This is a genomic window from Rhodanobacter thiooxydans (assembly GCF_021545845.1).
GTDB lineage: Bacteria > Pseudomonadota > Gammaproteobacteria > Xanthomonadales > Rhodanobacteraceae > Rhodanobacter.
This window is the reverse complement of record NZ_CP088923.1, coordinates 2150101-2171584: the sequence shown is the minus strand read 5'-3', so window position 1 is coordinate 2171584 and position 21484 is coordinate 2150101. Positions and strand designations below refer to the sequence as shown.

The following is a 21484-nucleotide window of genomic DNA, read 5'->3' as shown; positions in this document are numbered from 1 at the left end:
AACCATTCGGATTTTCAGTAATTTCGTACAAAAGTACCAGCGCTAGTATTTTCTATTGACAGCGCTGGTACATTTGATTAGCTTGCGACGGGTCCAGAAGTTCGTCGTGCGGGGGCGCAACGCAGGGAGGGAGGGGGGAAGTCTCCGTCGACTGTGGTTCGCGAAGCGCCCTGTGGTGGCTCCGCCGCCAGCCGTCCATGCGACTGCAACTTCCACCCGCCGGCTACGAAGGCATGCGGGGTTGTACCTGGCCGACGACGGCGGGCGATGGTCTGGGGTCTGGACGGCTGGCGGAAGAAACCGAGGTCGAGGGGCGGAACTGCGTTGGCCGAGCGTTCACTGAAAACCGGGGAGATATCGAAGTGAAGAAGCAATCCGTGCATCCGCTTGCAGGCGGCGCCAGTCAACTGCGCCTGCTGCCCATCGCGATCGCGATGACGCTGTTCGTGGCCGGCCCGTCGCATGCGCAATCTGCGCCGCAGGATGCGGACCAGACCACGCAGACTGCACCCGCCGCAAAGAAGGATTCGAAGGTCGCTGCAAAAAAGAAGAACGCTGCCACGACGGCGAACGAGAAGGAGGCGAAGCAGCTCACCGGCATGACCGTCAACGGCTACTCGTCGAGCCTCAATCGCGCGCAGAACATCAAGCGTTACGCCGACACCGTGGTCGACGCCATCTCGGCGCAGGACGCCGGCTCGCTGCCCGACCTGTCGGTGACCGAGGCCCTGCAACGCGTGCCCGGCGTGGCTGTCAGTGCCTTCGGCGTCGCCGCCGACCCGGACCATTTCTCGATCCAAGGTTCGGACATCAGCCTGCAGGGCCTGCCCTACACCAGCACGCTGTTCAACGGCCGCGAGGTGTTCTCCGCCGGCGGCGGCCAGGGGCTCAATTTCTCGACGGTGTCGCCCGAGCTGATCGGCTCGGTGGTGGTGAGCAAGAACCAGACGGCGGACATGATCGAAGGCGGCATCGCCGGCTCGATTGACCTGCACACGCGCATGCCCTTCGACAGCAACAAGGATACCCAGACGTCCATCACCCTTGGCGGGTACTGGGGCGACCTGGCCAAGAAGGGCACGCCGCAGATCGCCGGCCTGTTCAGCCACAACTGGAATACCGGGATCGGCCGCTTCGGTTTCCTCGCCAACGTGGCCTACGACCGCATCGACCAGACCGACAACGCGATTTCCGTGGTCGATTACCAACGGCGCTGCAATGACTGCAACCTGCCGGGCGGCAGAACCGACGCCTTTCCCGGCCTTGCGCCGGGCGAATATCGCTACGTGCCGGTCGGGGGCGATCTTCGCCACCAGGACGAGACCAGCACGCGCTTCGGCCATGCACTGGCCCTGCAATGGGAAAGCCCGGACAAGACCTGGCAGGCCGCGCTGACCTGGAATCGGGCATCGGACTCCGAAACCACCTTCGAGCACACCTTGCAGGCATCGACGGATGGTTGCAACGGCCAGACGCTGGCCGGTTGTGCCGTGCCGCTGGCGGGCACCACGCCGGTGTACGACGCCAACGGGGTATTCCAGTCCGGCACTATCTCGGGCGACCCGGCCGCATCGACCTTCCTGCCGTTCACCTATGGCGGCGTGCCGACGCAGCTCGATACCGCCGCTTTCAAGCGGCGTTATGTGACCAACGACTACGCCTTCAACCTGAAGTGGAACGTCAATGATCGGCTGCACCTCAGCCTGGACGCGCAGGACACCCACTCCGATTACTCGGATTCCTACTACTACATTCGCCAGATGACCCAGGCGAACTGGTACGTCGCCACGCACGGCGACAACGTACCCACGATCAAACTGTTGTCGCCCGATCCCAACGAAACGACGGCCCAGTATTTCGCCAACCCCAACAATACCTATTGGTCAGCAGCACAGGATCACCAGGAGAAATCCTGGGGCAACCAGCGCGCCTTCCGCCTGGACGGCAGCTTCGACGTGGACAAGGGTCCGCTGGACAACATCCAGTTCGGCTTCCGGCACAGCGACCAGGAAGAAACGCTGTATTCCTCGCCATACAGCTACTTCTGGGACATCAGCACGCCCTACGCTGGCGGGAATGGTCTGGCGGTCACGGCCGCAAACACACCCGGCAATGTTTCCCCGTACCACGTCAACCTGCCGGCCTTCAGCAACGGCGATTTCGGTGTGGTCGCGCCCTTCTTCAACCTGAACCCGCAATCGCAATTCTGGCAATCCGTCGCCGCGATGAAGCAGATCAACCAGCAGTCGCTGGCCATCAACCCGGGCTGGAGCTGGTGGAGTCCCTACTACACCAACTACGAACGCGACCAGTACGGCTATACCTTCGTGCCGGGCACGCATTACCTGCCGCAGGAAATCTCCTCCAACGGGGAGAAGACCAACGCCACCTATCTCCGCCTGAACTTCAGCAACAGCAACATGGATTTCCTGAGCGGCCTGCAAATCAGCGGCAACATCGGCCTGCGCTACGTGCATACCCAGGACGATGCCGCGGGCTACCTGCTGCTGCCGGACATGAAGCAGGCTCTCGGCAACGCCAGCGTCCCGCAGTATTGCCAGGGCGTAACGAAGAATGGCACCCAACCGGCCTCGCCGGGCACGTTCTGCGCGCTCACTTCGGCGCAGCAGCAGCAATACGTGACCTTCGCCAACGGCGGGTACCGCCGGATAACGGCCAGCAGCGGCTACGGCAACTGGCTGCCCAGTTTCAATCTGTCGATCGGCTGGACGGACGATCTCATCACCCGTTTCGCATTTTCCGAGTCGATCTTCCGGCCAGCGCTCAACCAGTTGGAGGCGGGCCAGTCGATCAGCGGGCTGCTGCCTTACGGCACCAATGGCAGCATCGAGCCGACGGTGGGCAACGGCTACAACGGCACGAACCCGTACCTCAAGCCCATCACGGCGCACAATTTCGACCTGACCCAGGAGTGGTATTTCGGCAACGCCGGTTCGCTGACCGGCATGCTGTTCTGGAAGCAGTTGAACCACACCATCCAGTACATCACCAACGTGGTGGACACCACGGTGACGAACAACGGCGTGACCTATCCGGAGCAGTACACGGCGGGCCTGGCCAACCTCGACCAGAAGGGCAGCGTGGGCGGGGCGGAGCTGGCCTACCAGCAGAAATTCGATTTCCTGCATGGTTGGCTGTCCGGCTTCGGCGTGCAGACCAACTACACCTACATCAAGCCGCATGGACTGGCCTTCGGCGTGGTCAACTACTGCCCCGCCACGTATCTGCCGGCCACGCAGTGCGTCAACCAGCTCAAGCTGCCGCCCGGCGAATTGTCCCGCGATACCTTCAACTTCACCGCGTATTACGAAAAAGGCCCGCTGTCGGCACGACTGGCGTGGAACTGGCGTTCGCAGTTCCTGATCACGGGCCAGGAGGCGGATTATCCGTTCCTGCCGGTCATGGCCGCCTCCCAGGGCCGGCTGGACGGCTCGGTGATCTACGCGCTGACCCCGCACGTCAAGGTGGCACTGCAGGTGGCCAACCTGTTGAACTCGACGTTCAAGAGCCGCGAGATCATCGACACCAACGGCACCACCGTGCCCAAGGGCTTCTTCCGCGACGACACCCGCTACAACCTCAGCCTGCGCGCGGACTTCTGACCGGGCCCGTGCAACAGGCTCCCGCCATGGCGCATGCCGAACCACGTGCCATGGCGGGATGGCAACACAACATGGCGAGCTCCCCGGTTGCCGCCATTCCCGCGAAAGCGGGAGTGGCGGCCTTGTTCGCCTGCCTGCTGCTCACCGCATCCACGGCAACGCCGGTGCATGCGGCAACCACGGCGTCCGCGACGCCCGAGATTGCAGCGCTCGAGCGTGCAGGCTGCGACGCCATCGCCGCGCGCGTCGATGCACTGCCGGGCAACACTCCGGTCTTGCTGCGCAGCTACGACAGCGAACGCGGGCAAGACGCGCCCGCCCTGCCACCGCTGCACTCAGCGGCGTTCACCTACGACAACGCACTCGCCGTCATCGCCATGCTCGCCTGCGGCAGGCGGCCACAGGCGGAACGCATCGGCGAAGCGCTGCGCCTCGCGGCCATGCACGACACGCGCCTGCGCGATGCGTATCGCGCAGGCGCTGTCGCAGGCGACAAGCCCTTGCCGAATGGCTGGCAGGATGCGCGACGCAAGCAATGGGTCGATGCCGCGCACCAGTACTCCGGCGCGTACCAGGACGGCAGCTCCTGCGGGAACGTCGCGTGGACCGCGCTGGCGTTGCTGGCACTGCACGACGCCACCGGCGAAACGCGCTGGCGCGATGCCGCCGTGCATCTCGCCGACTGGGTCGTCGTCCACGCGTCGGGCGCGCACGGCGCTGCCGGCTTCCACGGCGGCATCGAGTCCTACCTGCGGGTGCCGCGCAAGGCATCGTGGAAATCGACCGAGCACAACATCGACCTGGCCGCGATGTTCACGTGGCTGGCCCGGATCTCCGCACCCGGCGGCGACTGGAACGCACAGGCGAAGCACGCCCGTGACTTCGTCGCGCTGCAATGGGATGCCGCGAGCGGACATTTCTGGACGGGTACCGAAGGCGACGGCGGGACGCCGCTGCGCTCGCCGTCCGCCCTCGATGTACAGCTCTGGGCGCAACTCCTGCCGGACGCACCGAAGGCATGGCAGCGCGCGCTGGGCTGGGTCGAACGCAGGCATGCGGTCAAGGGCGGCTACGCCTTTACCGATGCCCGCGACGGGATGTGGACGGAAGGCACCGCGCAAGCCGCGCTCGCCTGGCGATGGGTCGGCGACGAGGCCAGGGCGGACACGCTGTTCGCCGCGATCGCGCAGCAAGCCTCGCCGGGCGGCTTTCTCTACGCCACGCCCGAGCCACGCATCGTGGCGCTGTATGCCTGGTACTACCACCGGCCATGCCTTGCCGCGACGGCATGGGCCGTGATCGCCGCATCGAATCGCAACCCGTACCTGCCGAGTCACGCGTTTGCCACCCGGCACCCGTGATGAGCATGCTTTCAATCTGTTCCGAAATAACGAAGGGGACGTCATGGCACTTCACAAGACCCGCATCGCTTCCTTGATCGGCATGGCCCTGCTGGCCTTCGGCGGGACATGCGCCAGCGCGAACGCGAGCGGCGACGCGTACCCGTGGATGAACGCCAGGCTGACGCCCGACCAGCGCGCCGATCTCGTGCTGAAAGCGATGACGCAGGACGAGAAGTTCCGCCTGATCCGCGTCGACTTCGCCGACACCGAGAACGGCCACGTGATGGCGCCGGGTGCGCTGGGTTCCGCCGGCTACGGCCCGGCGATCGCGCGGCTGGGCTTGCCGGCTATCCAGGAGAGCGACGCCGGTCTCGGCGTAGCCAAGCCGCACAAGCTCGGCGCCACCGCCCTGCCCTCGGGCCTCGCCACCGCGGCCAGCTTCGATCCGGCGATCGCCCGCGAAGGCGGCGCGATGATAGGTAGCGAGGCGCACCGCCGCGGCTTCAACGTGATGCTGGCCGGCGGCGTGGACCTGGTGCGCGACCCGCGCAACGGCCGCAATTTCGAATACGCGGGCGAGGACCCGCTGCTGGCCGGCGTGATCGCCGGCAACGCCATCGCCGGCATCCAGAGCCAGCACCTCGTCTCCACCATCAAGCACTACGCGCTCAACGACCTGGAAACCGACCGCACCACGCTGAGCGCGAATATCGACCGCGCCGCCGCGCGCGAGTCGGACCTGCTCGCCTTCGAGATCGCTATCGCCACCGGCCACCCGGGCTCGGTGATGTGTTCCTACAACCGCATCAACACGGTCTACGCCTGCGAGGACGGCTGGCTGCTCAACGACGTGCTGAAGCACGACTGGCACTACCCCGGCTTCGTGATGTCGGACTGGGGCGCGGTGCACAGCAGCGCGAAATCCGCGCTGGCCGGGCTGGACCAGGAATCGGCCGGCGAGACCTTCGACAAGGAGGTGTACTTCGACCAGCCGCTGCGCGCCGCGGTCGCTTCTGGCAAGGTGCCGCAGTCGCGCATCGACGACATGGCCCAGCGCATCCTGCGCAGCCTGTTCGCGGCCGGCGTGACCGATCATCCGGCCACGCAGTCGCCCATCGACTTCGCCGCCGACCGCAAGGTGGCGCAGCGCGCCGAGGAAGCCGGCGCGGTGCTGCTGCGCAACCAGGGCGCGCTGCTGCCGCTGTCCGCCGCGCAGTCCGTGGCGGTGATCGGCGGCCATGCCGACAAGGGTGTGCTAACCGGCGGCGGCTCCTCGGCGGTGCAATCGCCGCAAGGCAACGCGGTGCCGGGCCTGCCTCCTTCCGAATGGCCGGGGCCGCGCATCTACCAGCCGTCCGCACCGCTGGCCGCGATCAGCCAACGTGCGCACGGCACGGTGAGCTACGCCAGCGGCGAAGACATCGCCGCCGCCGCGAAGCTGGCGGCGCAGGTCAAGGTTGTCGTGGTGTTCGTCGAGCAGTGGGTGGCGGAAAGCTTCGACACGCCGCACCTCACCCTGCCGGGCAACCAGGATGCCCTGGTGGCAGCGGTGGCGAAGGCCAACCCGCGCACCATCGTGGTGCTGGAGAACAATGGTCCGGTCGCGATGCCGTGGCTGGACAAGGTCGGCGCCGTGCTGGAAGCGTGGTACCCCGGCGTGGCTGGCGGCGAGGCGATCGCGCGGCTGCTATACGGTGAGGTCGATCCTTCCGGCCGCCTGCCGCTGACCTGGCCGCGCGACGAATCGCAACTGCCGCGCCCTGCTATCCCAGGCGCAGGCCTGGCGTCGATCGGCCTGCCGCCGCAGGGCCAGCCGGCGCAGGACGTGGACTACAACATCGAAGGCGCCGACGTGGGCTACCGCTGGTACCAGCGCCAGCACCTCGAACCGCTGTTCCCGTTCGGCTACGGCCTGAGCTACACGCACTTCGACTACAGCGGCTTCGCGCCGCACGTGGCCAACGGCAAGCTCACAGCCTCGTTCACCGTGACCAACCGCGGTTCGCGCGCCGGCGTGGACGTGCCGCAGCTCTACGTGACCCTGCCCGGTTCGAACAATGCGCGGCGACTGGCCGCCTGGTGCCGCGTCACCCTCAAGCCCGGCCAGTCCGCGCATCTCACGGCCACCGCCGACCCACGTCTGCTGGCGAAGTTCGACGGCAAGAGCCAGCACTGGCAGCAGCCCGCCGGCGGCTACCAGCTGCAACTGGGCCATTCGGCGACCTCGTTCCAGGGTGGAGGCAAGGTGACGCTCACTGCAGTCTCCTGGGGCGCCGACGCGTCGCCCCAGGGTTCACCTCAACCCTGCGTAACGGGTAACCGCCGAGACGACACACCTTATCGGGATGTCAAACGAGAGCACGTTTCGCCAACTTGGATAACTCTGCCCTACCCCGATAACAGGGGCTAATCGCCCTCCGCCACCCTTGTTGGTGCCGGCCTGTCAAAGATCATTTGCGAGTCTTGACGGCTACTTCCGAGCCGGTAGAGCCACTCAAAAGCGGGGGACATCGCAGGGAGCAGCGCGCCTGAACAAGTGCACCGCGTCGTGGGATTCGGAGCGCGTGGGTTTCACGCGCTTTCGGTCGGGGCGATGAACCAGCCTAGAGCCGGGGCCGCGTGATTCGCAGCCTGGATTTGCCCAGCACAGGCTTCAACGGGAAATAGGCCTGGTGCGTGGTGCCATCCACGGCGACGACGTGGGCATTCGGGCCGAGCATCGCGGTAGCGAGCGGTCGAACGGCCTGCCCGGTGACCTTGAAAATCGACACCTCACCGGATTCACCGGCCACGTAGAGCCAGCCTAGCGAGGCATCGAAAGCCAGGACATCTGGATCATCGGCAACGTCAAAGGTGGCCTGCACCTTTCGACTGGTCAGGTCCAGCACCAGCAACTTGCTGTTGTCCTCACAGGCGATGAAGGCCAGGCGTGAGGCGCCATCGATGTAGAGGCCGTGATTGCCGACGGCTCCGGGAAGGCTGATCCGGCTGATCACCCTGTCGGTAGCTGGGTCGATTTCCACCAGCTGCCTGCGGGTCTGCACGTTCGCGAAGATGTGCCGGGTGACCGGATCGTACTGGGTGTTGCCCACCTCGCCGCCCAGCGGGATCGTGGCCACCCGGGCGTTCGATCGCACGTCGATTACGGTATCGGTGCCGCCGTGTTCGTCGGAGACATACAGCTTGTGCACGTCCGGGGCATAGGCCATGCCGTCCGGATAATCGCCCGCCGGCGTGCGCGCAATGATCTTGAAGGTTTTGGCGTCGATGGCGACCACTTCATCGGCGCCGGTCGCCGAGGCGTATACCCGATCCAGCTCCGGCACATACAGCACACCGTGGACGGAGCTGACGTCGGGAATGATCGCCACCACCTTGCGCTGGGCGGTGTCGAACACGACGACGGCGCTGTCGCCCAGGTGCGCCAGGAAAAGAAGATGGCTTCGTTCGTCGAGGCTGGCGTAGTCCCAGCGCGTGGCTCTGCCGGGTAACGGCACCTCCGCGAGCGTGGTCAGCGGCAACCGGCTACCCGGACTGTTCGCCCCGCTGCACGCGGGCGTGGTTATGAACAGTGATGCAAAGGCCACCAAGGCCATCAGGCCTCGACAGAGGGTGCGATCTGTCTCGAGGTTCATGCGCCGGCACTCATGTCCAAAGTACCCATGCTACGCGCCAGGTGCGTTGCCATGGGGACCACCGGGCGCGCCTCCGCGACTGCCGCCGCACCAGCGTGCCGTTCTGCTGCAGCCCTGTCCGCCGTTGCAAGCGAGCCTCCCAACGCTCTAGGAAAATCCCCCCTTCAGCTCGATCATGTTGCCCTGCGGGTCGTACAGGTAGATCGACGGGCCTTCGCCTCTCGCGCCGTAGCGCGAACCCAGCTCACCGATACGCACGCCATGCGCCTGCAGGTGTGCCACGATCGCCGCCTCGTCGTAATCCTCCACGCGCAGGCACAGGTGATCCATGTTGTGGCCTTCCCTGCCCGGCGCGGCGCCACCATGGCGGCCGAGCTTGCCGTCGATGGACACCAGGTCGATCAGCGAGGCGCCGGCACGCAGTTGCACCAGGCCGATCTCGTCCTGCCGGCGTTCCTCGCTGCAGCCGAGCACCTCGCAATAGAAGCGTTGCAAGGCGGCGACGTCGATGGCGCGCAACACCACGTGGTCGATTTCGCCGATACGGATCATGGGAGCTCCGGTGGGCCGGGGAACGGGACGTCCGAGCATAACGCGGGAGCGTTCCTGAACCACACCCCGGCAAGCAGCAACACGCACCGCTCGCCCTGTATAATCGCCGCGGTAAACGCATGGTGGGAGAAGCAGGCGGCCCCAGACCGGGGGCGCCCGCTGCCGAAGACGCAACGCCCGTAATCGCTCAGGCCCCATACCATCCTGCGGCAAACACTCTGGAGAGACCGGTTGAATCCGGCGCCGAAGGGGCACGAAGCGCAGCCATCGCGTTTCCAAACTCTCAGGCAAAAGGACAGAGGGGCGCCCCGCGTGCGGCACGGCACGCGAGCCTTCGGATGCCCACCCATGAGCCACAACCCCCCTTCTCTGCGCGACCTCGAACACCACGGCGCGTTCATCGAGCGCCACATCGGCCCGGACGACGCCGAGATCGCGCAGATGCTGCATGTGATCGGCCACGATTCGCTGGAGTCGATGACCGACGCGATCGTTCCCGGCGCGATCAAGTCCGCCGCGCCGCTGGCGTTGCCGCCGGCGATCACCGAAGAGGATGCGCTGGCGAAGATCCGCGCGATCGCCAGCAAGAATCAGGTGTTCCGTAGCTTCATCGGCCAAGGCTATTACGGCACCCACACGCCGAACGTCATCCTGCGCAACATCCTGGAGAACCCCGCCTGGTACACCGCTTACACGCCGTACCAGGCGGAGATTTCGCAGGGTCGCATGGAGGCGCTGATCAACTTCCAGACCATGTGCGCCGACCTCACCGGCATGGAGATCGCCAACGCCTCGCTGCTGGACGAGGCCACCGCCGCGGCCGAGGCGATGACCCTGGCCAAGCGCTCGTGCAAGTCGAAGTCGAACGTGTTCTTCGTGTCGAACGGCGTGCACCCGCAGACGCTGGAAGTGGTGCGCACGCGTGCCGAACCGCTGGGCATCGAGCTGGTGGTCGGCGCAGATGCCGACGCCGCCGGCACCGAGGCGTTCGGCGTGCTGCTGCAGTACCCGGACACCTTCGGTGGCATCCACGACTACCGCGCCATCGCCGACGCCGTGCATGCGCGCGGCGGCCTGGTCGCGGTGGCCACCGACCTGCTTGCGCTGACCCTGCTCGCCGCGCCCGGCGAGTGGGGCGCCGACATCGTGGTGGGCAATTCGCAGCGCTTCGGCGTGCCGTTCGGCTTCGGCGGCCCGCACGCCGCGTTCATGGCCTGCCGCGACGCGTACAAGCGTTCGATGCCGGGGCGCCTGATCGGCGTGTCGATCGACGCCGAAGGCAAACCCGCCTACCGCCTGACCCTGCAGACCCGTGAGCAGCACATCCGCCGCGAGAAGGCCACTTCCAACATCTGCACCGCGCAGGTGCTGCTGGCGGTGATGGCCTCGATGTACGCGGTCTACCACGGCCCCAAGGGCCTGGTCCGCATCGCCCGCCGCACGCATCGCCTGGCCGCGATCCTCGCCGCTGCGTTGCGCCAGGCCAGCGTCGCCGTGGGCAAGGAGTTCTTCGACACCCTGCACGTCACCGGCGTGGATGCCGCCGCGCTGCACGCCAAAGCCGCCGCAGCACGCATCAACCTGCGCCGCATCGACGGCGGGAGCGTCGGCGTCAGCCTCGACGAGAGCACCACGCGCGCCGACGTGATCGCGCTGGCCGCCTTGTTCGGCGGCAACATCGCGGACATCGATGCGCTGGACGCCGCCACCGCCGATGCCCTGCCTGCAGCCCTGGCGCGCAAGAGCGCGTTCCTCACCCACCCGGTGTTCAACACCCACCACAGCGAGCACGAGCTGCTGCGCTACATGCGTGCGCTGGCCGACAAGGATCTGGCGATGGATCGCACGATGATCCCGCTGGGCTCGTGCACCATGAAGCTCAACGCCACCGCCGAGATGATCCCGATCACCTGGCCGGAGTTCGCCAACATCCACCCGCTGGCCCCGGCCGCGCAGGCGCAGGGTTACAAGGAGCTGATCGACGGTCTGGAAGCGATGCTGGTCGAGTGCACCGGCTACGACGCGGTCAGCCTGCAGCCGAACTCCGGCGCGCAGGGCGAGTACACCGGGCTGCTGGCGATCCGCGCGTATCACCGCTCGCGCGGCGAAGCGCATCGCGACATCTGCCTGATTCCCGAATCCGCCCACGGCACCAACCCGGCCTCGGCCCACCTGTGCGGCATGACCGTGGTGGTGACCAAATGCGACGCCAACGGCAACGTCGACGTGGAGGACATCCGCGCGCAGGCCGGGAAGTATTCGGACCGCCTCGCCGCGCTGATGATCACCTACCCGTCCACGCACGGCGTGTTCGAGGAAGACATCGTGGCGATCTGCGACATCGTCCACCAGCACGGCGGCCAGGTGTATACCGACGGCGCCAACATGAATGCGCTGGTCGGCGTGGCCAAGCCCGGCAAGTGGGGCTCGGACGTATCGCACCTCAACCTGCACAAGACCTTCTGCATCCCGCACGGCGGCGGCGGCCCGGGCGTGGGCCCGTGCGCGGTGAAGTCGCACCTGGCGCCGTTCCTGCCCAAGGCCTTCGGTGCGGACGGCGTGCGCACGCATGGCAGTGGCAGCAACGCGATGGTGAGTGCGGCCAGCTTCGGCAGCGCGTCGATCCTGCCGATCTCGTGGATGTACATCGCGATGATGGGCGCGGAAGGCCTGCGCAAGGCCACCCAGGTCGCCCTGCTCAACGCCAACTACATCGCCCGGCGGCTGGCGCCGCACTACCCCACCCTGTACACCGGTCGCAACGGGCTGGTGGCGCACGAGTGCATCCTCGACCTGCGCCCGCTCAAGGACGCCACCGGCATCGGCGCCGAGGACGTGGCGAAGCGGCTGATCGACTTCGGCTTCCACGCGCCCACGCTGAGCTTCCCGGTTTCCGGCACCCTGATGGTGGAACCGACTGAGAGCGAATCGCGCTACGAACTGGACCGTTTCATCGACGCGATGATCCAGATCCGCGACGAGATCCGCGCGATCGAGGAAGGCAAGCTGGAGCGCGAGGACAACCCGCTGAAAAACGCCCCGCACACCGCCACCATGGTCAGCGGCAGCGAGTGGACCCATGCCTACCCGCGCGAACTGGCGGTGTTCCCGCTGGCCAGCCTGAAGCTGCAGAAGTACTGGCCGCCGGTGGCCCGCGTCGACAACGTCTACGGCGACAAGCACATCCAGTGCGCCTGCATTCCGGTGGATGCGTACAAGGAAGAAGCCGAGGCTTGATCGGCCGCGCCGCTTCGCCCAGGTAGGACGCAGGAAGGCCCCGCACGCGGGGCCTTCCTGCGTTGGTGGCGATGCCGACGCAGGGCGTCAATCCCCAGGCGACATGCTCATCTCGAACGACGTGTAGAACGGCGCGCGCGGCGGGGTGAACAGCGAGAGCGTGCCCAGCTGCTTCTGGAAGCAGACGGCAAAGTCGGAGCTGCCCTCGCGCCACGTCGCGGCCACCTTGCCGGCCGCGTCCAGTTCCACCACGACGACAAACGGCGGCATGCCCGCCGGCCCCATGCCCCCTGCGCAGGCCGTGACGATCCGCTCGATCGCCGCCTTCTGCGAGGCGAGTAGCGCAGCCGACTGCGCTTTCGACACGGAGGCCTCGTCGCGATCGGCCAGCGCCTTGGCATCGGCGTAGGACTGGGTTGCGGCAAAAACCGGCAGCGCGAAAATGGCCAGCGCCGCGAAAAGAATGATCCTGCCCATGCTGTTCTCCATCGGAATGCGTTCGCCGGATGCGAACGCCAGGGCTACCCCGCCACGATGCGGTTGCGGCCGTGTTGCTTGGCCTGGTACAGCCGCTTGTCCACCGTGTCGATGAATGCCCGCCCTTCATCGTCGTAGCCCGGGATCATGCTGCCCACGCCGAGGCTGATCGTCAGCACGGGACCGATCGGCGACGACGCGTGCGGAATCTGCTCGGCCAGGATCAGTTCGCGGCAGCGGTCGGCGAGCTTGGCGGCAGCCGCCGCGTCGGTTTCCGGCAATACCAGCACGAACTCTTCGCCGCCGAAACGCGCCAGCAGGTCGCGTGCACGCGTGGCCGCCGAACTCAGCAGCCGTGCCACCCGCTTGAGGCAGGCATCGCCCTCCAGGTGGCCGTAGCAGTCGTTGTACTGCTTGAAATAGTCGATATCGATCATCAGCAGCGACAATGGCTGCCGGTTGTGCCGCGCGTTGCTCCACTCGAGCTCGATGATCGCGTCGAAACGCCGCCGGTTGGCCACGCCGGTCAGGCCGTCGCGGAAGGAAAGCTCCTCCATCTCCCTCTGCAGGCTGACCAGCTGCTGCTCGGTGCGCTTGCGCTCGCTGATGTCGAACATGAAGCCGATCAGCGAATCGACCGTGCCGTCGGGCCGGCGCACCACGTGCACCACGTCGCGGATCCAGACGTAATGGCCGTCGCGGGTCAGCGCGCGGTAGTCGGCCTCGTGGTCCACTCCTGCCTGCGATTGCGCCACGCAGAAATCCACCACCCAGTCGCGGTCTTCCGGATGCATGCGGCTGGCCCAGTCGCCCACGCTTTCCCAGCTCGACGGCGCCCAGCCCAGCAGTGCCTCGATCTGCGGCCCGATGTAGGCAAACTGCTTGCTGTCCCAGTCGATCTTCCACGGGATCGCCCGGGTCGATTCCAGCAGCGTCCGGTAGACAGCGCCATCGGCCTCCACCCTGCTTTCAACATCCACCATCTCGCCGCCCCCGGAAGTTCGTGCCCGCCTCTGGCCTGAGGCGCATATATATCAGGCCAGCGACGCGCCAGCACGCCGCGCTACCGTCCATCGCGCCGCGGCCCGACCGGCTCGCGCCACGCAGTCCGTGCCGGTGCCAGCGACGCTCCGCGGTCGCCTATGCCCCAGGCTCGGGTTCGGGCTGCATCTTCGCCAGTTGCTCGTCCAGATCGTTGATCACCGTCTCCAGCGCCTCGTGCAGTTGCCCCTGGCGGTCCATCAGGTCGGCCAGCTTGTCCGCCTGCTTCAGCCTGGACAATTCGCCGTCGAACAGCAGCCACGCGGCGGTCAGCGTTTCCACGTTGTTCTTCGAGTAGTGCCGCATCTCCTTGAGCTGCGCCACCGTGTCGGCAAGCTGATCGATCGGCTTCTTCGCATTTTCATCGGACACGGATGGTTCCTCCCGGCAGGTGGAAACGGCCATGCAATGTCCCGACGCGCCGGCTGTCGCAGCACAGCGCACCGGCCCAGGCCGTTGCCCCCATGGTAGCGACGCGCCTGCGAAGCGCAGGTCAACTTCCCGCTCAGGGTCCGTTGCCCCCGGCGGCGGTAATGGCCGCTGCCGCACAGCTAGCGCCAGCCGGCGTCGCGCGCGGCGTGCTCCTGCCGTGCGTCGAACACGTTGCCGCGCAGGCGGGCATCGACCGCGGCCTGCACCGCAGGCGGCAGGGCGCTCGCCGCCTGGCGCAATTCGCCGCCTTCCGGCGCGGCCGCCGTACCGAGCACCGGCAGCTCCCAGCCCGTGTCGCCATGGCAGGCAAGGCCGGCTCGGGCTGGCGCAGGGTGCAGCACGAAGGTGCGGCAGATACGCCCGTCGTTGCTGCGGAAACTCAGGCCAATCGACACCAGGGCCTTCGCATCCGGTTCGCTCGCCAGTGCATGATCGAGCGCGCGCTCCAGCGCGCCGGCGGCGAACGACTGGTCGCCCTGCATGCGCACCAGCTCGCCGCCGGGTCGCCACCACCACAGGGCCACGGCGAGCAGCGCCACCGACGCGGCCAGCGCGGCGCCCGGCACGAACCAGCGGTGCGGCGCGCGGCTGCGCTTGGCGCCCGTGCGGTGCCCGCCCGCAGACGCGACGCGTGGCGCGGCAGGTATCGCCGCCTGCGCAGCCGGCGGCTGCAGCAAGGCGGACAGCCGCTCCGGCACCGGTTCGTCGAGCACCGGATCGAACGCGGCGCGCAGCTGTGCGCGCACGGCACGCGCCTGCCGCACGCGGCGGGCGAGCACGTCGTCGTGCGTCAGTGCGGCATCGACGCGCGCGGCGTCGGAGGCGTCGAGTTCGCCATCCACATAAGCCTGCAAGGTGTCGTCGTCGATCGGGTTCATGCGTCTTTCCCAAGATGGGCCTGCAAGCTAGCGCGGGCGCGAGCCAGGCGACTGGTGACGGTGCCCACCGGCACCTCGAGCAGCTCGGCGGCCTCGCCGTACGACATGCCCTCGACCAGCACCAGGGCCACCACTTCGCGGTGGTCGGGCGGCAACGCCGCCAACGCCATCGCCAGTTCCAGCTGCTGCGCGGGTTGTGCGCTGGCGCGGTCGGCAGCCATCTCACCGGCTTCCTCGGGCGCGAACAAATGTTGTGTCCGGCCACGCGCACGCAGTTCGTCCCGCCAGGCGTTGCGCGCGATCGCAAACACCCACTTGTCCAACGCAGCGTCCGGCCGCCACTGCGCGGCACGAGCCAGCGCGCGTTCCAGCACGATCTGCACCAGGTCGTCGGCGTCGGCGACCTGGCCCGCCAGCGCCCGCGCCAGACGGCGCAGGCGCGGCAGCAGCGGGATCAGTCCTTCGCGCACGGCGTCGCTCGCATTCACGCATCACCTTCCACTACGTCCGAACGGGAGGATTCCTTCCCTCGCCCGCATCGGCGCAGTTCGAGGGCGTAAAGCGGGCCCATGCTAGCATCCGGCCCCGTTGCTCCCGAGGCCCACGGCCATGCCATTGCACCGCCCGCCCGCCATGCTCGTCCCGTTGCTGGCCATCGCGCTGGCCGTGGCCGGCGCGACGCCGGCGCGAGCGCAGATACTCGGACCGGTGCAAGGTCTGCCCAACCTGCAGGTGCCCGGCACGAACCTGCCCGCCGTCGTTCCGACGTCGCCCTTGCGCAGCGTCGACGACCTGCTGCGCGGACCGCTGGCCATCACGCGCAAGTTGCAGATTGAGACGCTGTTGCGCAGGGAACCCCGGCGCGTCGACGTCGACCCTCACGGCGCCCCGGTCCTGCGTGGCGAGTTCCTCGCCATGGGCTTGTCGGCGGCGCAACGCGATGCGGTGCAGGCGCTGGGTTTCGTAGTGGATCGGGAAGCGTCGGCGGACGCAACGCTGGGGCTGGATTTCGTGGTCCTGCACGACACCCGCGGACGCAGTACGGCCAGGGCCCTGCGCGCCCTGCAGCAGGCCGTGCCGGGCGCGGCATTCACTTACCAGCATCTCTACCTGCCCGCCGGCCAGGGCGACGTGGCCGGCGCGACGAGCACAGCGACACCCTCGTCCGGTGCACCGGCACAACGCGTAGGGCTGATCGATGGCGGGGTCGACCCGACCGACCCCGCGCTGGCACGCGCACGCATCGAGCGGCACGGCTGCAAGACGGCAAACCCGTCGCGGCACGGCACCGCGGTCGCCGCACGCCTCGTCGCCGGCGACCCGGACACGCTGTATGCCGCCGACCTATGGTGCGGCGACGCGGTCGGCGGCGCCACCTCGAATCTCGTTGACGCGCTCGCCTGGATGGCGCGCGAGCGCGTGGCGGTGGTCAACATCAGTCTGGTCGGCCCGGACAACCCGGTGCTAGCGCGCGCGGTGCAGGCGATGATCGCGCGCGGCCATGTGCTGGTCAGCGCAGTCGGCAACGATGGACCGGCAGCGCCGCCGCTGTTTCCGGCTGCGTACCCGGGCGTGATCGGCGTCAGCGGCGTCGATGCGCACGACCGCGTGCTGCCCGAAGCCGGCAGCGGCGACCAGGTGGATTTCTGCGCGTCCGGCGTGGTCGGCAACGGCCGCAACGCGCTGCGCGGCACCTCGTTCGCGGCGCCGATCGTCGCGCGAAAGGCCGCGCAGCTGCTGGGCGCGCCCGATGCGGATGCCGCAGCGCAAACGCAGCAGCAACTGGCCGGCGAGGCCCGCCATCTGGGCGCATCGAACCGCGACCCGCGCTGCGGCTATGGCTTGCTGTCGCCCTGAAGCTGAACACCAACCAACTATTGCCAACCGGCACGGAAGGATCTTCCGCGCGCAAACGTAAAGGATCCTGGAAGCCGCGGATCGGCCGCAGGCAGGAGGTCCACCCATGCGCAATACAACTCTCCGTAACAAGACCCTCAACATCGCCCTGCTCGCCAGCGCCCTCGCCCTGGCCTCGATGACTCCGCTGCACGCCCAGATCCTGGGTGGCGGCGGACTCGGTGGCGGCATTACCGGCGGCCTGCAAGGCCCTGTCAACGCGACCATGGGTCAGGTCGGTGGCCAGATCGGCGGCCAGCTCGACGGTTCGGCCCGCGGCATGGGCCGTCTCTCTCCCGACATCAACACGCGGGCAGCCGAGCGGCGCGCGGAGCGTCTGCGCCAGCGTGCCGCCCGCACCGCCGCCACCGCGACGGACACCGCCACCCAGGCCACCCGTCAGATGAACGGCCACGCCGCCGCTGACGCCGCCGGCAACCTGGCCGGTGCGGCTGGCGCCAATGCCGGCAACGGTGCGCTCGATGGCACGCTGAACGGCGCGACGCAACTGGATTCGTCCGCAACCGGCGCCCTCGATACCGCCGCCACGCGCGATGCCCTGGCCGGCACCGCGGACCAGGCGGCGAATCGGGCCCGTTCAGCCGTCTCGACGGCCGAAAGCAGCAGCCGCAACGCGGTGAACCGCGCGCAGAACGCCGCAGGCCAGGCGACGGCGAGCGCTGAAGGCGAAGCCGCTGGTTCGGCCCACACCGCCATGAGTACGGCGCAGCAGGCGTCGGCCTCCGGCGCGCAGTCCACCCAGGGCGCCGGTTCGCTCGGCACGGCTGTCGCCGGCAACGCCGGCAACGCGTCGCAGGCTACCTCGGCTGATTCGGGCACTTCATCGGGCAGCGAAACCGCTTCGAAGCCGGGGCTGCTGTCGGACGCTTCCGGCGCCGCGCGCAGCGCCGGGGACAAGTCGGTCGACGTGTCCGGTTCGGGCGCAACCCAGGGCAGCACCACCGCCAATGCCGATTCGACCCATGGCAACGGCTCCGCCAACGCCAGCGGCCAAGCCAGCGGTCAGGCCAGTGCCCACGGTTCGGCGCGCAGCGGCGTTTCCACCTCGGCACAGGCCGACGGCAACGCCAGCGCCAGCGCGAACGCGCAGCACTGAGCTGGCAACTGCGTAAAAACGAAGGAGCCCCGCTTGCGGGGCTCTTTTCGTCAAGCCGGCAGTGGCGTCACGGCGGCAGCGGTCACTTCATCCGGCAGGCGTGCTGAAGGGCAACGCCGCACGCCGCTCCGCCCCAGCCAATTCGTGCATCCAGTCCACCGTGGTGTCGAGCACCCTGGCCGCCTTGACTCCACGTGCCGAAAAGATTTCCGCCAGCGCCTGGTAGTAGCCGAGCGTGCCGTCGCGGCCGCCGGTGAAGCGGTCGAACACGCGGGTGCCGATCTCGGGATCTTCGAGGTCCTGCACGATGGCGCGAGCGTTGTGCAGCTTGTCGCAGGCACTGACCAGCAGGGTGGCGTCCGGTGACTGCCGCAGGTGCGCGAGGTAGGCGAGCTTGCGCTCGAGCCAGTCGCGGCGTTTGGCCTCGGGATCGGTGTGGCTGGCCTTGCCTTCAGCGGTGCCGTCGGTGCAGTCCCTGACGATGTTGGCGACGGCAGCGCCGAATTGCGCGCGAATTGCCGCCTCGTGCACGGTACCGCCATCCTCGATGGTGTCGTGCAGCAGGCCGGCGATAGCCTGATCCTCGCTGCCGCCGAACTCGATCACCAAGCTGGCGACGCCAAGCAGGTGGTAGAGGTACGGGATGTTCGAGCCCTTGCGCAGCTGGGTAGCGTGGGCGATGCGGGCGTAGTCGACGGCGCGGCTGAAGCGCTCGGTGAGTGCGGTCATGGCGTTCCCCCTTGGCTGGTCCATGCCGCGATGGTGGCAGCGATGGGTCGCAGGGAGCGAGATCGATGTGTTCTGGAGATCAAGAGCTTGACCCCCGCACCTAAAGGACTCCCTGCGGCGCCAGCCTCCCCCTGCACGCAGGGGGAGGAGCAGAGCATTCACGCGTCGACGTAGCTGCGCGGCACGCGCTTCAGCCCGCACAGCAGCTGGTACGCGCTGCTTTCGCTGTGCAGCGCCAGTTCGCTGACCGGGACCTGTTTGCCCCACAGCTCGATGCGGCTGCCGAGGCCGGCGGCAGGATGGTCGGTGAGGTCGACGGTGAGCATGTCCATCGACACGCGGCCGACCAGTTCGCCGGGGCGGCCGTCGATGGTGGCCGGGGTACCGTTGGGGGCGAACTGGGGGTAGCCGTCGGCGTAACCCATCGCGACGACGCCGATGCGGCTGGGGCGCTGGGTGACGAAGCGGGCGCCGTAGCCGATCGGTTCGCCGGGCGGCAGTTCGCGCACGCCGATCACCTTCGACTCCACCGTCATCACCGGGCGCAGGCGATCGGCGACCGGGTGCGCGCCGGCGAACGGCGTGGCGCCGTACAGCATCAGGCCCGGTCGCGCCCACTCGCCCTGCGTCTCGGGCCAGCCGAGCAGCGCGGGGGAATTGCTGAGGCTGCTGGGCAGGTGCAGCTCGTCGCACACCTGGTGGAACAGCGCCTGCTGCTCGGTAGTGCGTTCGCAGTCCAGCTCGTCGGCGCGGGCAAAGTGGGTCATCGCCACCACCTCGCGCACCTGCGGCATGGCCTGCAGACGCTGCAGGCTGGCGCGGTAGTCCGCTGCGGCCAGGCCGAGCCGGTGCATGCCCGAATCGAGCTTCAGCCAGATCGTGAACGGCTTGGCCGGGCGCGCGCGCGCGATCGCGTCGACCTGCCACCCGGCCTGCACCACAAACCACAGGTCATGGGCGTCGATCAGCGCCAGCTCGTCGGCCTCGAAGAAACCTTCCAGCAGCAGGATCGGCGCGCGGATGCCGGCTTCGCGCAGTTCCAGCGCCTCCTCGATGCAGGCCACGCCGAACCCGTCGGCCTCCGCTTCCAGCGCCTGCGCGCAGCGCACGGCGCCGTGACCGTAGGCGTCGGCCTTGACCACGGCCAGCGCCTTGCGCCCGCCCAGCTCGCGCGCGAGGCGGTAGTTGTGGCGCAAGGCGGCCAGGTCGATCAGGGCGCGGGCCGGGCGCATCAGGCATGGGCTCCCGCAGCGGAGCGGCTACTGTAGCGCGAGATGTCCAGGCCCTCGCTGCTGATCTGCGGCTTGCGCCCAGCGATCAGGTCGGCCAGGTAGCGCCCGGAACCGCAGGCCATGGTCCAGCCCAGGGTACCGTGGCCGGTGTTGAGGTAGAGGTTGTCCAGCCGGGTCGCGCCGACCACCGGCGTGCCGTCGGGAGTGGCCGGGCGCAGGCCGGTCCAGAAGGTGGAGTGGCTCAGGTCGCCGCCATGCGGGTACAGGTCGCCGACCACTTTTTCCAGGGTGGCGCGGCGGCGCGGCGACAGCGACAGGTCGAAGCCGGACACCTCGGCCATGCCGCCGACGCGGATGCGCTGGTCGAAACGGGTCACCGCCACCTTGTAGGTTTCGTCGAGGATGGTCGAGGTGGGCGCCAGCGCCGGGTCGGTGATCGGCAGGGTCAGCGAGTAACCCTTCAGCGGGTACACCGGTAGGCGGATGCCCAGCGGCGCCAGCAACTGCGTGGAGTAGCTGCCCAGCGCCAGCACGTAGCGGTCGGCGCGTTCGAGCTTGCCATCGATGCGCACGCCGCTGAGGCGGCCGCCGTCGTGCTCGAGCTTTTCCACGGTGGCGCCGAAGCGGAACTCGACGCCCATCTCCTGCGCCCGCGCGGCGAGCAGGCGGGTGAACAGTTCACAGTCGCCGGTCTGGTCGTTCGGCAGGCGCAGCGCGCCGCTGAGCTGGTCGACCACCCCGGCCAGCGCCGGTTCCACCCGCACGATGCCGGCGCGGTCGAGCAGCTCGTACGGCACACCGTACTGCTTGAGCACGGCGATGTCCTTGGCCGCGTCATCCAGTTGCGCCTGGGTGCGGAACAACTGCACGGTGCCGAGCTGGCGGCCTTCGTAATCCAGCCCGGTCTCGGCGCGCAGTTCGTCCATGCAGTCACGGCTGTATTCGGACAGGCGCACCATGCGCGCCTTGTTGATGGCGTAGCGACTCGCGGTGCAGTTGCGCAGCATCTGCAGCAACCACAGGTACTGCTGCGGATCGAGGCCGGGCCGGATCGCCAGCGGCGCGTGGCGCATGAACAGCCACTTCAGCGCCTTCAGCGGCACGCCGGGGGCGGCCCACGGCGAGGCATAACCGGGCGAGATCTGGCCCGCGTTGGCGAAGCTGGTTTCGCGCGCCGGCGCGCTTTCGCGGTCCACCACGGTCACCTCGAAACCGGCGCGCGCCAGGTACCACGCGCTGCACGTTCCGATCACGCCGCTGCCCAGAATCAGTACCCGCATTACGCTCCCCTT

Annotated in this window: 16 protein-coding genes and 1 riboswitch; of the genes, 6 read left to right on the top strand and 10 right to left on the bottom strand. The window is 68.0% G+C overall.

Annotated elements, in window-relative coordinates; genetic code table 11:
- Positions 1-362 precede the first annotated feature (362 nt).
- From LRK53_RS09635 to LRK53_RS09625, 3 genes are read left to right on the top strand one after another with little or no spacing between them, the layout of a single operon-like run.
- On the top strand, positions 363-3623 hold the full coding sequence (locus tag LRK53_RS09635; RefSeq protein WP_027491768.1) for a TonB-dependent receptor: 3261 nt from the start codon (positions 363-365) through the stop codon (positions 3621-3623).
- Positions 3624-3649: 26 nt separating this feature from the next.
- Positions 3650-4984 carry a hypothetical protein gene (locus LRK53_RS09630; RefSeq protein ID WP_235642025.1) on the top strand — a complete coding sequence of 445 codons (1335 nt, stop codon included), beginning with the start codon at positions 3650-3652 and terminating at the stop codon, positions 4982-4984.
- 43 nt (positions 4985-5027) lie between these two features.
- Complete coding sequence (locus tag LRK53_RS09625) at positions 5028-7376, top strand: beta-glucosidase (protein WP_235642024.1); 2349 nt, start codon at positions 5028-5030, stop codon at positions 7374-7376.
- Between the two features lie 193 nt (positions 7377-7569).
- Here the strand turns inward: LRK53_RS09625 and LRK53_RS09620 are convergent, their stop codons facing one another.
- Together LRK53_RS09620 and LRK53_RS09615 are read right to left on the bottom strand one after the other, a co-directional pair.
- Positions 7570-8601: a beta-propeller fold lactonase family protein gene (locus tag LRK53_RS09620; RefSeq protein WP_235642023.1), complete on the bottom strand. Its 1032-nt coding sequence runs from the start codon at positions 8599-8601 to the stop codon at positions 7570-7572.
- A 147-nt stretch (positions 8602-8748) separates the two neighbouring features.
- Positions 8749-9153 carry a VOC family protein gene (locus LRK53_RS09615; protein WP_027492659.1) on the bottom strand — a complete coding sequence of 135 codons (405 nt, stop codon included), beginning with the start codon at positions 9151-9153 and terminating at the stop codon, positions 8749-8751.
- 208 nt (positions 9154-9361) lie between these two features.
- Positions 9362-9462: riboswitch (glycine riboswitch) on the top strand.
- Between the two features lie 39 nt (positions 9463-9501).
- Between LRK53_RS09615 and gcvP the strand changes: the two genes are divergently transcribed.
- Complete coding sequence (gene gcvP, locus LRK53_RS09610; protein WP_027492660.1) at positions 9502-12390, top strand: aminomethyl-transferring glycine dehydrogenase; 2889 nt, start codon at positions 9502-9504, stop codon at positions 12388-12390.
- 87 nt (positions 12391-12477) lie between these two features.
- On the opposite strand, the gene LRK53_RS09605 is transcribed toward gcvP, so the two are convergent.
- From LRK53_RS09605 to LRK53_RS09585, 5 genes are all read right to left on the bottom strand, one after another.
- Positions 12478-12879: a hypothetical protein gene (locus LRK53_RS09605; RefSeq protein WP_235642022.1), complete on the bottom strand. Its 402-nt coding sequence runs from the start codon at positions 12877-12879 to the stop codon at positions 12478-12480.
- Positions 12880-12911: 32 nt separating this feature from the next.
- Positions 12912-13850 (bottom strand): sensor domain-containing diguanylate cyclase, encoded by a 939-nt coding sequence (locus LRK53_RS09600; RefSeq protein ID WP_027492662.1) that lies wholly within the window; start codon positions 13848-13850, stop codon positions 12912-12914.
- A 157-nt stretch (positions 13851-14007) separates the two neighbouring features.
- Positions 14008-14280: a hypothetical protein gene (locus tag LRK53_RS09595; RefSeq protein ID WP_027492663.1), complete on the bottom strand. Its 273-nt coding sequence runs from the start codon at positions 14278-14280 to the stop codon at positions 14008-14010.
- Positions 14281-14459: 179 nt separating this feature from the next.
- Positions 14460-15218, bottom strand: coding sequence for an anti-sigma factor family protein (locus tag LRK53_RS09590; protein ID WP_027492664.1), 759 nt, complete (start codon positions 15216-15218; stop codon positions 14460-14462).
- Entirely contained in the window at positions 15215-15706 is a 492-nt protein-coding gene (locus LRK53_RS09585; RefSeq protein ID WP_027492665.1) for an RNA polymerase sigma factor, read from the bottom strand. Before LRK53_RS09585 ends, LRK53_RS09590 begins: the two co-directional genes overlap by 4 nt.
- A gap of 121 nt (positions 15707-15827) precedes the next feature.
- On the opposite strand from LRK53_RS09585, the gene LRK53_RS09580 reads away from it, so the two are divergent.
- Both LRK53_RS09580 and LRK53_RS09575 read left to right on the top strand, forming a co-directional pair.
- Positions 15828-17075, top strand: a complete 1248-nt coding sequence (locus LRK53_RS09580; protein ID WP_027492666.1) for a S8 family serine peptidase — start codon at positions 15828-15830, stop codon at positions 17073-17075.
- A gap of 106 nt (positions 17076-17181) precedes the next feature.
- Positions 17182-18231, top strand: coding sequence for a hypothetical protein (locus LRK53_RS09575; RefSeq protein ID WP_027492667.1), 1050 nt, complete (start codon positions 17182-17184; stop codon positions 18229-18231).
- A gap of 87 nt (positions 18232-18318) precedes the next feature.
- On the opposite strand, the gene LRK53_RS09570 is transcribed toward LRK53_RS09575, so the two are convergent.
- From LRK53_RS09570 to LRK53_RS09560, 3 genes are all read right to left on the bottom strand, one after another.
- Entirely contained in the window at positions 18319-18960 is a 642-nt protein-coding gene (locus LRK53_RS09570; RefSeq protein WP_027492668.1) for an HD domain-containing protein, read from the bottom strand.
- A gap of 158 nt (positions 18961-19118) precedes the next feature.
- Positions 19119-20192 carry an alanine racemase gene (alr, locus tag LRK53_RS09565; protein WP_027492669.1) on the bottom strand — a complete coding sequence of 358 codons (1074 nt, stop codon included), beginning with the start codon at positions 20190-20192 and terminating at the stop codon, positions 19119-19121.
- On the bottom strand, positions 20192-21472 hold the full coding sequence (locus LRK53_RS09560; protein WP_027492670.1) for a D-amino acid dehydrogenase: 1281 nt from the start codon (positions 21470-21472) through the stop codon (positions 20192-20194). Before LRK53_RS09560 ends, alr begins: the two co-directional genes overlap by 1 nt.
- Positions 21473-21484 lie beyond the last annotated feature (12 nt).